Here is a 13,157-nt window from a genome sequence, read left to right on the forward strand (position 1 = left end):
AACACCTCCCGACATTCGAAGTGTTCCTGAAGAAGTGCGGTCGAAGGACATGGCGATGGCGTGTCTGCACGACGGAAGGACGCCTGGTCATGCACGGCTTCGAAAATGGCCGACCCGCTGCCAAATATGCGGCTGACAGGGCCTTGTTTATGATGCTTCTCGCCGCGCCCTATCGCCCGGCGGGCCGGGCTTCCGCCACGGCTCGCTCCTCCTTGGCGACACCCGCATCAAGATGGCTGCCGCGGCACAAGATGCGTGAATGACAGGTGCCGCGAGGGATGGTGCCTGCATCAGCCCATCCCGACCATCTCCGTTGCTGACTGCTTACCGCCGTCCCGGCGGCGGGTTCGCCATAGCGGCTGTCGGCTCCGGCGGCGTCAGGTGGCGTGGAACGATGATGGACTGGCCGGGGGTGAGCGTCGCGTTCTCCGGCAGCGAGTTGCTCTGCGCCAGCGACCACAGCGGCACGCGATTGGCTGCCGCGATGCTCTCCATGGTGTCGCCGCGGCGCACCGGTAGCCGCACGCCACTGTCCCACAATTCGACCAGCGTATTCGCCGGCACGAGATAACGCAGCGGCACGGCATCCACCTGCGTCTGGGGCGGAATGCGCGGCAACTGCGTGACCATGTCCACGATCTGACGGTGGATGTCGTCGGACTTCTCGATGTTGATGTGGCTGACCCGCGCGTTCTCCTTCAGGTCATAGCTCGCATAGTGACCGCGATAGCCCGGCACCGCGACCACGTTGCCGCCGCCAAGCACGCTGTCGGAGAGATAGATGTTGATGAAGCGCTCGACATTGAGCGGCACGTCGCCGGTCGCATGCGCGGGATCGATGGTGATGACGAGGCTGATCGGGATGTTCTCCTTGGCCGCCATCTCGGAGATGACGATCGAGCAAAGCCCGCCCATCGAATGCCCCATCAGCACGATCGGCGCCGGCGCTTCCTTGTAGCTGGAGATCGCACGATCGCCGATCCATCGGCAGATGGTGAATTCATAGACGTTGGCCGAAAAGCCGGCCTGCGTCAGCTTCTCTTCGAGCCGGTCCATGCCGGTGGAGAAGAACGGCCCCATGGCGCCACGGAACAGGTAGATCTTCGGCGGCGGCAATGGCTCGAACGGTGGGGGCGGCGGCGCGGCGGGTGCGGCCGCGGCGGGCTTCGTCTTGGCAGGTGAGGCAGCGGTCGTCCCGGTGCTCAAGGCGAGCAGCGCAACGGCTGCCAGCGCGAGAAGTCGCCTCAAATCGATCATCAGTCCAGCAGTCCCACTCCGGGAGGCTGCAGCCTCCCCCAAAGGCGCTTAGTGACGGTCGATTGGGTGGAATTTGGGGCACGGAACCGGGGCTCGATCCGCGCTCATTCCAGCATCTCGCCCCCCAATCACTGCATGCTCTTGAGCCTGCTGCGGTGTGCGGCCTGTTTCGCGCGGTTGCCGCAGACCGCCATGATGCACCATCGTCGCGCGCGTCTGCGCGTGTGGTCAGCGAACAGCATGGTGCAGTTGTGCCCCTCGCACGCCTTGACGTTCGAAAAATCCTCGTCGCAAACGAACTTCGCCATGGCCTCGCCAACCGGCAGCAATAGCGCCTCCGGCGATCGCCAGCGCCGCCTCATTCGCAATGCCAGAGCGCCGCCATCGGCATGGCCCGGCTCGATCCGGCTGAACGCTTCGTCGCGCTCCAGCAGGCTGTTCAACGGATCGAGCTCGCGCAATGCATCCGTCGTGAGCGGTCGGCCTGCATGCTTGCGCACGAAGCCCCTGAACCATTCGCGCAAGGCGCGCGCCTGATCCGCAACCTTGTCCAGCTCGTCCGGCGTGGCGCGCGCCGTCAGCGCGTGCAGATCATCCGCGGGCACCAGCTTCGCCTGCGCCAGCCAGTCGATCAGGCCATGACCATCATCGATCCAGTCGACCGGCGTATCGAGCGGCGTCGCCACCGAGTTGAGGAAGTCGAGGCCGAGAGAGTCGGCGATGAACATGGCGGGCGGGCGGTCCATGAGCGGTCCTTGGCCGGTCGGGAGCATGGACTCAGATAACCTGATAGAACGGCGTTGACAAGTTACGGTAAGGAGACGTAACCTCTTAGTAGGCAATTTAGTGGTTACTAAGATGGAGAATGTCATGGCCGCAATCGCGTACCGCACCGCGGATGTCGAGGGCTTCAAGGTGTTCTATCGCGAGGCCGGTCGTGTCGGAGCGCCAAAACTCCTGCTGCTGCACGGCTTCCCCAGCGCAGGCCACATGTTTCGTGACCTCATTCCGCTGCTGGCGGACAGGTTTCATATCGTGGCGCCCGACCTTCCCGGCTTCGGCCAATCCGACATGCCTTCGCGCGAAAGCTTCCGTTACACGTTCGACAATTTCGCGCGCGTGATCGAACGCTTCACCGAAATGATCGGCTTCGACCGTTTCGCGGTCTACGTTTTCGATTACGGCGCGCCGACTGGTTTCCGGCTTGCGCTCAGTCACCCCGAGCGGATCACGGCAATCATCTCACAGAACGGCAACGCCTACGAGGAAGGGCTCAGCGACGACTGGACTCCGCTCAAGACCTATTGGCAGGATCCGTCGCCGGCCAATCGCGACGCGCTACGCGCGCTCCTCACGCCGGAAGCGACGCGCTGGCAGTACACGCATGGCGTCCCCGATCCGATGACCGTGTCACCGGACGGCCAGAACCTCGACAATTTCTACCTTGCGCGCCCGGGCTCGGACGACGTGCAGCTCGACCTGTTCGGCGACTACAAGAGCAACGTCGCGCTCTATCCGGCCTTCCAGGACTATTTCCGCAAGCACACGCCGCCGTTCCTCGCGGTCTGGGGCAAGAACGACCCATTCTTTATTCCGCCCGGCGCCGAAGCGTTCAAGCGCGATAATCCGAACGCCGTGGTGCAGTTCTTTGACACCGGTCATTTCGCGCTGGAGACGCACGCGAAGGAAATCGCGGACAGCATTCGTACCTTCCTGACGTAACGGGGGCTGTCCTCCGCGAAAGTTACGCCGCCAGGCTCTGCTGAGCGCGGAATGCGCTGATCGCCATATGGACGAGATGCAGCTTGCCTTTGACCGCCGGCGATATGTCGAAGGGATATGCATCGCTCATCCCGAGCGAGCGGTTGAGTTCGTTGATGCTGCGAGCAAGCGGCATCCACAGTGCCAAGAGTGCCTCGAAGTCGCTCTCGAGATAGGGATCCGTCAGGGTCTGCCGGGCGCGCTCGTCCAGCGCCAACGGCAAACCTGCCAGCGAGTCGAGCGTCGACACGATATGCAGGAAATGCGCGAACGTTTCCGCCCAATCCTCCCAGGGGTGGGACGTGGCGTACTCGCTGATGAAGCCGCTTCGGTCGTATGAACGATCGGCGCGGCTGTAATAGGAGTTGATCGCGGCCTGATAGTCCTGCGCCTGGTCACCGAAGATCAGCTTGAACGGGGCCTGGAATGTCGTGCCGTCGACGAGCAGGTCCCAATAGAAGTGACCGATCTCGTGCCGGAAATGCCCGAGCAGCGTGCGGTACGGCTCCCGGAACGCCACGCGGCGAGATTCTCGTTCGACATCGTCGGCCTCCGCAAGGTTGAGCGTGATCAGGCCCGAGAGATGCCCCGTGACGATCGGACCGACCTCGTCCGAAAGAATGTCGAAAGCCAATTCTGCGCCGGTGCGCGATGCGAGCGGAAGCTTGAGGCGACTGAGATCATAGAGAAGACGGCGCTTGGCTTCCTCCATACGGCGCCAGAGCATGATGTTTCTGGTGCTGCCGAGGTTTGGAATTGTGCGCGTGAGGCGGCACGAGCCGCAATACCAGTCCGCGCCCTCGACACACCAGTTGCAGCCGATGATCTCGCGGTTACGGCAAGATTGATGGGATGCAAGCCTAGTCATCTCGATGCGCGAGGAGTCGAACGCCAGCTCAGTGCTGCAAATCGCGCACGCGATGTGCTCGAACGAGACAGGATGGCGGCATGACGGGCACTGAAAGATCTTCACGTGGACTGGCCCCAGACAGACGGCACACCGGAAGGCCGGCCTGTCAATTCGAGGAACTCTTGCACTTCGAGGAACTCTTGCGACCGTCGCTGTTGCCGGCGAGCAACGCACGCTGCGTCCGCAGCGCGTGCTGTCTTAACAAGCCGGCTCGCGTCGCGCTCAACTGGCTCGATTGAGGCTGCGGCTTTTTCTCAAGGACATTTTCGGAAACAGGCCGACCGGCCCACGTCCGCTCGGGCTGAACCGCCATGGGGCCGACGTTTCGTCCGCTTGTCATGCTGTAACAACACCAGATCGTACGCCGAGTTCCCTTCCTCGACCGGCAGGTGATCGAGCTTGGCTTGTGCAGATACGACAATGCCGCCGTCGGCGTGACGGCGGCATTGTCAATTCACCTGCTTGCGGCGAACGGCTTAATTCCGGGGAGCCGTTGCCGCCGCCGAGCGCGCCGACCTGGGCGCGCCGGGTTCGGCAACCGGAGCCGGTGCGCGCGAGCGCATGATTGCGGCGTCGATCTCGGCAATCACGCGGCGCTGGATCGCTTCGTTCTTGTCGATCGAGATGTGGCCGACGCCGGAGCCGCGGACGTCGACATTGTCGAGCTTGCCGCGAAAACCGTCCGCGCGCTTCACCGGCTCGCCGGGGCCGTCGCCGATATAGATGTTGATGTAGCGCTCCGCGCCGGTCGACAGCTTGGTCTTGAACACGGAGTCGAGCCCGATCGCGAGTTTCACGGGCACGCCGAGACGGTTGAGCTTGGCGATCATGTCTGGCAGCGCAGTCGCGCCGGAGGAGTGCCCGACCAGTACGATGGTCTTGAGCCGGCCGGCCTTGTAGGCGGTCGCGGCCTCATCCGCGAGCGAGGACCAGGACACGAAATTCGCCACGGTCACCGGGATGCCCTGCGCCTGGAGCCGGGCGCCGATCGTGTCGAGCCCGAGCGAGAAGATGTTGAGCACGCCGCGGAGCAGGTAGACATGCGTGGTCGCGACGGCAGCCTGGCTTGGCGCCGCCTTGGCGGTGGTCGGGCTGATGGCAACAGCTGACAGCAGGAGCAGGCCCATCGCCCAGGCACGGAGGGCGGACAACTGGCTGACGCCAGCGGTGTGACGGCCGTTCGGTCTCATCGATCTTTTCCCTGGGAATATGCTTCGGCCGGAATCGTAGCCATGGCCTGCTCGCAGACGCAACAAAGAGCCGCGTGAACGACGATCTTAGCATCAAGCCGTGACCATCGCGCAACACTTGCCCGAAACCTGCCACGGAAGGAGCTGTTTCGAGGCCATTTTTCTCCCGCTAATTGCAGCCGCGCAAGGGCCTTCCTATGTCAGGGCTCCGCTGACCCGCCCCTCCCGGTAGGTTCCAGCCTCCCCTCCCCAGCCTTAGCCCCTCAGACTTGCGGCCATCATGTCCTCCATCATTTCCGTCGCCAATTTGTCGAAGACCTATGGGTCCGGCTTCAAGGCGCTCAAGAACGTCAATCTCGACATCACGCGCGGCGAAATCTTCGCCTTGCTTGGCCCCAACGGCGCCGGCAAGACCACGCTGATCTCGATCATCTGCGGCATTGCCAATCCGAGCGAAGGCAAGGTCCTCGTCGGCGGCGAGAACATCCAGACCTCCTATCGCAAGGCGCGCTCGCTGATCGGGCTGGTGCCGCAGGAATTGCACACCGATGCCTTCGAGAGCGTGTGGGCGACCGTGAGCTTCTCCCGCGGGCTGTTCGGCAAGCCGAAGAACCCCGATCATATCGAGAAGGTGCTGAAAGACCTCTCGCTGTGGGACAAGAAGGACAGCAAGATCATCACGCTCTCCGGCGGCATGAAGCGTCGCGTGATGATCGCCAAAGCGCTGTCGCACGAGCCGCAGATCCTGTTCCTGGACGAGCCGACCGCCGGGGTCGACGTCGAACTGCGCAAGGGCATGTGGGAGGTGGTGCGCACGCTCCAGCAATCCGGCGTCACCATCATCCTGACCACGCATTACATCGAGGAAGCCGAGGAGATGGCCGACCGCATCGGCGTCATCAACAAGGGCGAGATCGTGCTGATCGAGGACAAGGCCACCTTGATGCAGAAGCTCGGCAAGAAGCGGCTGACGCTGCATCTGCAAGGCAAGCTCGATGCGCTGCCGGAGAGCCTCAGGCATTACGAGCTCGACCTCTGCGACGGCGGCGCGACGCTGGTCTACGACTACGACACCAAGGGCGAGCGCACCGGCATCACCAGCCTGCTCGGCGATCTCCGTACAGCCGGCATCCGCTTCAACGATCTCGACACGACGCAATCGTCGCTCGAGGACATCTTCGTCGATCTCGTGAGGGCGTCATGAACTACCGCGCTGTCCGCGCCATCTACCTGTTCGAAATGGCGCGCACCTGGCGCACGCTGCTGCAAAGCATCGTCTCGCCGGTGGTCTCGACCTCGCTGTATTTCGTGGTGTTCGGCGCCGCGATCGGCTCGCGCATCAGCCAGGTCGAGGGCGTCAGCTACGGCACCTTCATCGTGCCGGGCCTGATCATGCTCTCGGTGCTGACGCAGAGCATCGCCAACGCCTCGTTCGGCATCTACTTCCCGAAATTCACCGGCACGATCTACGAGATCCTGTCGGCGCCGATCTCCTATTTCGAGATCGTGCTCGGCTATGTCGGCGCGGCCGCGACCAAATCGATCATCCTCGGCCTGATCATCCTCGCCACGGCTGGCCTGTTCGTGCCGCTGCACATCCATCATCCGGTCTGGATGCTGGCCTTCCTTGTGCTGACGGCGGTGACGTTCAGCCTGTTCGGCTTCATCATCGGCATCTGGGCCGACGGATTCGAAAAGCTGCAGATGATCCCGATGCTGGTGGTGACGCCGTTGACCTTCCTCGGCGGCAGCTTCTATTCCATCGACATGCTGCCGCCCGCCTGGCGCACGGTGGCGCTGCTCAATCCGGTCGTCTATCTGATCTCCGGCTTCCGCTGGAGCTTCTACGAGATCGCGGACGTCAGCATGGCCGTCAGCATCGGCATGACAACGGCGTTCCTGGTGATCTGCCTGGTCGTGATCTGGTGGATTTTCCGCACGGGATATCGGTTGAAGAACTGATCCGGCCGTCATTCCGGGGGGCACGCGCGCGCCCCGGAATCGCAAGCTCTACCGATAGCAGTGGAAGCGGTTGTATCCGTCGTAATAGCCGCGACACCGACGGTGGCCGCGATGGGGAATGCCGAACACCCCCTCGACCGCGCCGACGGCACCGCCGACACCGGCGCCGACCGCGCCCCCAACCACGCCGCCGACGGGGCCGGCGATCCGGTTGCCTTCGTAAGAACCTTCCTGGGCGCCCCGAACGATGCCTTGGGCATGGCCAGGCTGGGGGACGCAGGACAGCGCGGCCAGAACGGCCGCGCCAGCGAAGAGCACACGGAAAGGCAGACCAGCCGGCCGAGAAGCGGCGGCGACGCAAACTTTGTTCATCTTCATTCCCAAAGGTAAAACCGGCCGCGGAAGCGGCCGGTCGAGGCAGCGATCGTCAACGCCGATGCGGCCAAATGGTTGCGCCCCGGATGGTTGCACCATTGTGATGAATTGTCGGCGTTGTGAACGCATCTCCCGCTCGCGAAAATGTCAGCGCTTCCGCTCGCTTTGCGGCACAAAGCGGCCTTGCTTACGCCGGGCGTCCCGTTAACGATGGCAATAAGGTTAGCTTTGCAGGCCGCTGGAACGAAAGCGCGATTGCAGGCATAATGCACGCCGGGGGACGGAGAGCCGCGGCGCCTAGTATGAACAGGCCGGAGGCCACGAGTCAGATGCGTTCGTTTTTTATTGCTTTCACCTCCCTGATGCTTTTGAGCGCGGGCGCCGCGCAGGCCAAGGTCGACATCACCGTCGACAAGGACAATCAGCAGATGACCGTCGCCGTCGACGGCGTCGCGCGCTACCACTGGCCGGTGTCGACAGGCATCCCCTCGCGGGAGACGCCGAACGGCGCGTTCCGCGCCTTCCGCATGGAAGAGGATCACTATTCCAAGGAATTCGACGACGCGCCGATGCCGCACGCGATCTTCTTCACCAAGGTCGGGCACGCCATCCACGGCACCGACTCGGTCGGCCGGCTCGGCACGCCCGCCTCGCATGGCTGCGTGCGGCTGTCGCGCCAGAATGCCACCACGCTCTACGCGCTAGTGCAGCAGCAGGGCGTGCTCAACACCACGGTAACGCTGACCGGCTCGGCGCAGGTGGCGCTCGCCCGCAATCCGCGTGGCCGCACTCCCACGGCAGTGGCCCGCGCGCCGCAGCCCGCCGAAGAGCAGTACGCCACATCAGGCGATCCCGTGAACCTGACGCCTCAGGCCGCACCTGCCCGCCGCTACATGCCGCAAGACGACAACTACATCTATCCGGCCGACGGCAGCGACACCGGCGCGCGCTACCCCGCGCCGCGCGGCAGCCGCCCGCTCTATGACGCACAGGTCTATCAGCCGCAGCCGCAGCAATACTACAATCAGGGCTACGGCCAGCAGGGCACCTACTATCAGCCGCAGCCCCGGCAGGTTTACCAACCGCGTGGCTATTACTACCAGAACTGACCTACTTGAACGCGGCGTTGCCGCGCCAGCGAATCAGGAAGCCGCTGCCGCGACGGGCGCTTGCCGCAATCGACCGCAGGAAATGGCGCCAGCCCCTGCACGGATTGGGCACCGGCCGACGCAAGGAAGCAACAGTCCACAACCTTCAACGCGGCGGCGTTCCGACCAAATTGACAACCAGGGGGGCGCCCCTATTGTCGTTCCCATTGTTTCTGGGACATGACATGACACGCGAGCAGATTTCGGATTTCTGCGTTACCGCCCTGGCAAATATCCTGCGAATTTCGAGCGACCGCGTCGATATCGGCACGAAATTCAGCCGCCTCGGCCTCGATTCGGCGATGCTGGTCTACCTGATGATGGAACTCGAGGAGAAGCTCGACCTCGAGCTGTCGACGGACGACTTCTACGACCATCCGACCGTTGAGGCGTTGTCGCGGTTTCTCGCCGACAAGCGCGCAATCCGCCCCGCCGCCTGAGGGCGGTTGAAGTCGGCGCAACCCATGGAAACCTTCCGCTCGCTCGTGGCATTGCTGGCCCGGCGTGCGGCGGAGCAGGCCGACGACCGCGCCTATGTCTTCGTCTCCGATCGCGGGACGGAGGACGCTGTCCTCAGCTTTCGACAGCTGCACGATGCCGCGGGCGCGCTCGCGTCGCGACTGACCGTGGCCGCGCGTCCCGGCGATCGCGCCATCCTGGTGTTTCCGCCCGGCATCGAATTCATGGTGGCGTTCTTCGGCTGTCTGATGGCCGGCATCATCGCCGTGCCGATGATGATGCCGCGGCGAAACGGCGCGCGCGATGCCAGCGCCGCGATCCTCGCCAATTGCACGCCGGCGGTGGCGCTGACCAATTCGGCCGTCGCGCTCCGCGGTGATTTGCGGGCACGCTTCGCGCATGAGCACATTCGCTGGATCGAGGTCGATCTCGCCGCGGCCGAAGGTGAGACAATCGAATTACCCGAGCCGGCGCCGGACGACATCGCCTTCCTGCAATACACCTCCGGCTCGACGTCCGCGCCCAAAGGCGTAATGGTGAGCCACGCCAATCTGCTCGCCAATCTCGAGATGATCCGGCTCGCGCTCGGCAACAGCCGGCAATCGACTTACGTCAATTGGGTGCCGCTCTATCACGACATGGGGCTGATCCTGAACGCGCTGCAAGCGCTCTATGTCGGCGCGACCTGCGTACTGATGGCGCCGAACGCGTTCATGCAGCGGCCGCTCGGCTGGCTGCGCGCGATCGCGCGTTATCGCGCGGAAGTGGCATGCAGCCCGAACTTCGGCTTCGATTTCTGCGTCAGCCGCTATCGCGCCGACCAGATGGAAGGCATCGAGCTGTCCTCGCTCAGGATCGCACTGAACGGCGCAGAACCGGTGCATGCGGAAACCATCGAGCGGTTCATCCAGACATTTGCGCCCCACGGCTTCGATCCGCGCGCAATGTATCCCGCCTACGGAATGGCGGAAGCGACGCTCCTGATTTCCGGCGGACGCCGTGGCGGCGGTCATGTCACACGCAGCGTGAGCCGCACGGCGCTGCAGGCGCATGCGGCGCAGGCGCCTTCCGACGCCGAAGATACACAGGTCGCCGTCGGCTGCGGGCGCCCGCTCACCGGCGAACGGATCGCCATCGTGGACGCGGACAACCGCACGCGGCTGCCCGCGGACCGCGTCGGTGAGATATGGGTGAGTGGGGCCAATATTGCCCGCGCCTATTGGCGCAACGACGAGGCGACGCGCGAGGGGCTCAATGCGCAGATTGCCGGCGAAGACGGAGCGTGGCTGCGCACCGGCGACCTCGGCTTCATCGACGTCACAGGCGAATTGTTCGTCACGGGACGGATCAAGGACCTCATCATCATCCGTGGCATCAACCATTATCCGCAGGACGTGGAGCGCACGGTGCAATCGCTCAATGGAGCTTTGCGCGAAAACTGCGGCGCGGCGTTCTCGGTGCCGGACGAGACCGGCGAAGAAATGCTCGTCATCGTCCAGGAAATCGAGCGCACCGCGCGCCACTCGATCGACACCGAAGCGATCAAGGGCCGAATTCGCGAGGCCGTCGCCGACAACCACGAACTCTCCGCGCGTCACATCGCGCTGATCCGGCCCGGCACGCTGCCGAAGACCACCAGCGGCAAGATCCAGCGCAAGCTGGCACGCAAGCTCTGGCTCGATGGCGATTTCGAACAGCTCGGCTGAGACGATTCAGAAATCGATCTTCGCGCTCTCCCCATCGCGCAGGCTCGCATCGATCCCCTGCTCGATCTTGCGCGCGAGAATTGGGCGATAATGGATGAAGTCGGCAAAATTGGCGCGGTCGCGCGTGAGATCGTTGTCGACGCGATAGCTGATGAAATTGCTGCGCGGTCGGCCCGCGACCACTTTCTTCAGCGCGGCATCGCAGGCGCTGCGCTCCAAGGCGGCTTCCGTACCGGGCTTCGGCACGGTGGTCGCCAAGGTCGGCGGCACGATGATGACGACGGGCACATCGGCCGGCAATGCCCTGACGATATCTGCCAGCGCAGCGATCTCGGGAAATGTCGCCCGCATCTCGGCAGACGAGGCCGGCGCCGGATCCCTGGGCCAGCCGACTTCTTTGAATTGGCCCGGCGGCCAGATGTCCTCGTAGCTGACAAAGCCGTCGGGGTTCATCCTTGGTCGCCGGCCAAGGCCGATGCTGATGCGTTGAAAGGCGTGCTCGATGGCCTGCCAGGAGATCAGGCGTGCAGCGTGAGTGACGACGGTTCTGTCATAGAGCCAGTCGGGGAATGGGACGCCGCCCTCCTCCTTCGCCCGTGCATGCGTGCACCAGCCAGGGTCAGTCACGATCACCAGTGCGCCGACCTCCCGGTGATTCCGCAGGAAGAAGTCCAGCACCGCGAGTTCCTGGCGGGGGAACGCACCGGTCATGTAGAGCTGCACGAATCGCAGGCCGGTTGCGCGCGACAATTCCGCCGGCTCGATCATCTGCGCCGTCGAATTACCCAGGATCGCGGCATTGAAATCCGGATCCCGCGCGCGGCTCGCGGCCGTGATTTTGGTCAGACGATTATCGACGCCGTCGATGCCAAGCAGGCCGAGCTTGCCGCTGTCATAGGGATCGACCGCCACCATCAGTGCGAGCACCAGCAGCGCAGCCCCGATCAGCGTGCCCAGACACGCCAGCAAGCTCCGGCCCCAGCCGGGATCGGTCTCAGAACTTGAAGTAGACGAACTCATGGAGATCCCGACCACCCATGTGAAGCAGCAATGCGAATAGCCCAAGACCGAGCAGACCCGCGAGCCACGGATTGGGACGGCGCGTGAGCACCGCCACGATGTCCTGGCTCGCCGGCAGCAGGAAGGCGAACAGCGGCGCTGCGATTAGCGGCCACAAATGCTTTCCGCGCTCGAGCGGGAGCGGCGAAGCCAGTCCGGCGAAGACATGCCAGGCCGCCTCCACCGATCCCGCACGAAAGATCACGCCGGTCGCGAGCACGAACAGCACGGTAAGCGCCCAGCCGAGCCATGACGGGAACTCCGGGCCATAGCGACGCCACAGCGTGCAGGCGACCAGCGCAAGCCCGTGCAGCACGCCCCACAGCACGAAGGTCCAGCTCGCGCCGTGCCAGAGGCCACACAGCGCCATCGTGATCATCATCGCGCCGAAAAACTGCACCGGCAGCCAGCGCCGCGGCAGCAGGCGCAGATTGACCAGCGGATAAAACACGTAATCGCGCAGGAACAGCATCAGGGTGATGTGCCAGCGCTGCCAGAAATCCTGGATGTTGGTCGAGCGCAGCGGCGCATCGAAATTGTACGGCAGCTGCACGCCGAACAGCAGGCCGAGGCCGATCGCGATGTCGGAATAGCCGGAGAAATCGAACAGGATCTGGAAGGAGAAGCAGAAGGCGAGCCAGGCGTCACCGCCCGCGAGCGGCCCGTTCGCGGCCTGCGCGTAGATGGGATCGAGCAGATGCGCGAGGCCGTCGGCGATCACGATTTTCTCGAACAGGCCGATCGCGATGAAGCAGGTGGCGATGCAGAACTGACGCTGCCAGCCCGGAACGTAGACCTGCCTGCCGAACTGATGCATCACCTCCGACCAGCGCGCCAGGGGGCCGGCGATCGCCTGCGGGAAGAAGGCGATGTAGAGCGCATAGCGGTCGAACGCATAGAGCGGCGCCCTGCCGCGCTTCAGGTCGACCAGATACATGATGTGATGGAAGGTGAAGAAGGAGATGCCGAGCGGCAGCCCGACGTCGAGCACCGGCAGCGTCGCACCGAGCACGAGACCCAGATTAGCGAGAACGAAGTTGGCGTATTTGAACAGCGCCAGCACCGCGAGATCGAGCCCGATCACCAGCGTCAGCAGCACCGGCCATTTCACGCGCCCATAGGCAACCGAGGCGAGCCAGTTGATCGCGATCGAGCCGATCAGGAGCAGGATGAAGGACGGACTACCCCAGGCATAGAAGGCGAGCGACAGCGCGACCTGCACGCCGATGCGCAAGCCCGGATAGGGGTCGGCCAAGCGATAGATCAGCAGCGCCGCGGGCAGGAAGACCAGGAGAAAGGGATAGTCGTTGAACAGCATCGGTTCACAGCC

General features: G+C 63.9%; 13 protein-coding genes. 6 read left to right on the top strand and 7 right to left on the bottom strand.

The window, feature by feature from the left end; genetic code table 11:
* Window positions 1–324: 324 nt before the first annotated feature.
* Both ACFQX9_RS12805 and ACFQX9_RS12810 read right to left on the bottom strand, forming a co-directional pair.
* Entirely contained in the window at window positions 325–1,257 is a 933-nt protein-coding gene (locus ACFQX9_RS12805; protein ID WP_247294832.1) for a LysM peptidoglycan-binding domain-containing protein, read from the bottom strand.
* 128 nt (window positions 1,258–1,385) lie between these two features.
* Window positions 1,386–2,003, bottom strand: coding sequence for an ABATE domain-containing protein (locus tag ACFQX9_RS12810; protein ID WP_247295147.1), 618 nt, complete (start codon window positions 2,001–2,003; stop codon window positions 1,386–1,388).
* Window positions 2,004–2,127: 124 nt separating this feature from the next.
* Between ACFQX9_RS12810 and ACFQX9_RS12815 the strand changes: the two genes are divergently transcribed.
* The gene (locus ACFQX9_RS12815; protein WP_026232703.1) at window positions 2,128–2,979 is read left to right on the top strand and encodes an alpha/beta fold hydrolase; all 852 of its coding nucleotides are present in this window, start codon (window positions 2,128–2,130) and stop codon (window positions 2,977–2,979) included.
* Between the two features lie 22 nt (window positions 2,980–3,001).
* On the opposite strand, the gene ACFQX9_RS12820 is transcribed toward ACFQX9_RS12815, so the two are convergent.
* Both ACFQX9_RS12820 and ACFQX9_RS12825 read right to left on the bottom strand, forming a co-directional pair.
* On the bottom strand, window positions 3,002–4,102 hold the full coding sequence (locus ACFQX9_RS12820; protein WP_377788765.1) for a putative zinc-binding metallopeptidase: 1,101 nt from the start codon (window positions 4,100–4,102) through the stop codon (window positions 3,002–3,004).
* Between the two features lie 302 nt (window positions 4,103–4,404).
* Complete coding sequence (locus tag ACFQX9_RS12825) at window positions 4,405–5,118, bottom strand: hypothetical protein (RefSeq protein ID WP_018454268.1); 714 nt, start codon at window positions 5,116–5,118, stop codon at window positions 4,405–4,407.
* Window positions 5,119–5,398: 280 nt separating this feature from the next.
* Between ACFQX9_RS12825 and ACFQX9_RS12830 the strand changes: the two genes are divergently transcribed.
* Both ACFQX9_RS12830 and ACFQX9_RS12835 read left to right on the top strand, forming a co-directional pair.
* A complete protein-coding gene (locus ACFQX9_RS12830) occupies window positions 5,399–6,322 on the top strand; it encodes an ABC transporter ATP-binding protein (protein WP_018454267.1) in 924 nt (307 codons plus the stop codon).
* Window positions 6,319–7,080 carry an ABC transporter permease gene (locus ACFQX9_RS12835; RefSeq protein WP_018454266.1) on the top strand — a complete coding sequence of 254 codons (762 nt, stop codon included), beginning with the start codon at window positions 6,319–6,321 and terminating at the stop codon, window positions 7,078–7,080. The genes ACFQX9_RS12830 and ACFQX9_RS12835 overlap by 4 nt, the downstream gene beginning before the upstream one ends.
* A 48-nt stretch (window positions 7,081–7,128) precedes the next feature.
* On the opposite strand, the gene ACFQX9_RS12840 is transcribed toward ACFQX9_RS12835, so the two are convergent.
* Entirely contained in the window at window positions 7,129–7,452 is a 324-nt protein-coding gene (locus ACFQX9_RS12840; RefSeq protein ID WP_085349135.1) for a hypothetical protein, read from the bottom strand.
* Window positions 7,453–7,757: 305 nt separating this feature from the next.
* Between ACFQX9_RS12840 and ACFQX9_RS12845 the strand changes: the two genes are divergently transcribed.
* From ACFQX9_RS12845 to ACFQX9_RS12855, 3 genes are read left to right on the top strand one after another with little or no spacing between them, the layout of a single operon-like run.
* A complete protein-coding gene (locus ACFQX9_RS12845; RefSeq protein ID WP_377788768.1) occupies window positions 7,758–8,564 on the top strand; it encodes a L,D-transpeptidase in 807 nt (268 codons plus the stop codon).
* A gap of 5 nt (window positions 8,565–8,569) precedes the next feature.
* Window positions 8,570–9,043 (top strand): acyl carrier protein, encoded by a 474-nt coding sequence (locus ACFQX9_RS12850; protein WP_377788770.1) that lies wholly within the window; start codon window positions 8,570–8,572, stop codon window positions 9,041–9,043.
* Between the two features lie 24 nt (window positions 9,044–9,067).
* On the top strand, window positions 9,068–10,768 hold the full coding sequence (locus ACFQX9_RS12855) for a fatty acyl-AMP ligase (protein ID WP_377788772.1): 1,701 nt from the start codon (window positions 9,068–9,070) through the stop codon (window positions 10,766–10,768).
* Between the two features lie 6 nt (window positions 10,769–10,774).
* Here ACFQX9_RS12855 and ACFQX9_RS12860 read toward each other — a convergent pair whose 3' ends face one another.
* A complete protein-coding gene (locus ACFQX9_RS12860) occupies window positions 10,775–11,737 on the bottom strand; it encodes a hypothetical protein (RefSeq protein ID WP_377788774.1) in 963 nt (320 codons plus the stop codon).
* Window positions 11,738–11,762: 25 nt separating this feature from the next.
* Entirely contained in the window at window positions 11,763–13,145 is a 1,383-nt protein-coding gene (locus ACFQX9_RS12865) for an MBOAT family O-acyltransferase (protein WP_377788776.1), read from the bottom strand.
* Window positions 13,146–13,157: the final 12 nt, after the last annotated feature.

Source organism: Bradyrhizobium sp. GCM10028915, assembly GCF_042666195.1.
Lineage (GTDB): Bacteria > Pseudomonadota > Alphaproteobacteria > Rhizobiales > Xanthobacteraceae > Bradyrhizobium > Bradyrhizobium canariense_D.

Excerpts from the sequence above, each read along its gene's own strand:
- ACFQX9_RS12805 (WP_247294832.1), bottom strand. The coding sequence starts at position 1,257 with ATGATCGATTTGAGGCGACTTCTCGCGCTGGCAGCCGTTGCGCTGCTC.
- ACFQX9_RS12865 (WP_377788776.1), bottom strand. The coding sequence starts at position 13,145 with ATGCTGTTCAACGACTATCCCTTTCTCCTGGTCTTCCTGCCCGCGGCG.
- ACFQX9_RS12825 (WP_018454268.1), bottom strand. The coding sequence starts at position 5,118 with ATGAGACCGAACGGCCGTCACACCGCTGGCGTCAGCCAGTTGTCCGCC.
- ACFQX9_RS12845 (WP_377788768.1), top strand. The coding sequence starts at position 7,758 with ATGAACAGGCCGGAGGCCACGAGTCAGATGCGTTCGTTTTTTATTGCT.
- ACFQX9_RS12840 (WP_085349135.1), bottom strand. The coding sequence starts at position 7,452 with ATGAACAAAGTTTGCGTCGCCGCCGCTTCTCGGCCGGCTGGTCTGCCT.
- ACFQX9_RS12835 (WP_018454266.1), top strand. The coding sequence starts at position 6,319 with ATGAACTACCGCGCTGTCCGCGCCATCTACCTGTTCGAAATGGCGCGC.
- ACFQX9_RS12855 (WP_377788772.1), top strand. The coding sequence starts at position 9,068 with ATGGAAACCTTCCGCTCGCTCGTGGCATTGCTGGCCCGGCGTGCGGCG.
- ACFQX9_RS12810 (WP_247295147.1), bottom strand. The coding sequence starts at position 2,003 with ATGGACCGCCCGCCCGCCATGTTCATCGCCGACTCTCTCGGCCTCGAC.
- ACFQX9_RS12830 (WP_018454267.1), top strand. The coding sequence starts at position 5,399 with ATGTCCTCCATCATTTCCGTCGCCAATTTGTCGAAGACCTATGGGTCC.
- ACFQX9_RS12815 (WP_026232703.1), top strand. The coding sequence starts at position 2,128 with ATGGCCGCAATCGCGTACCGCACCGCGGATGTCGAGGGCTTCAAGGTG.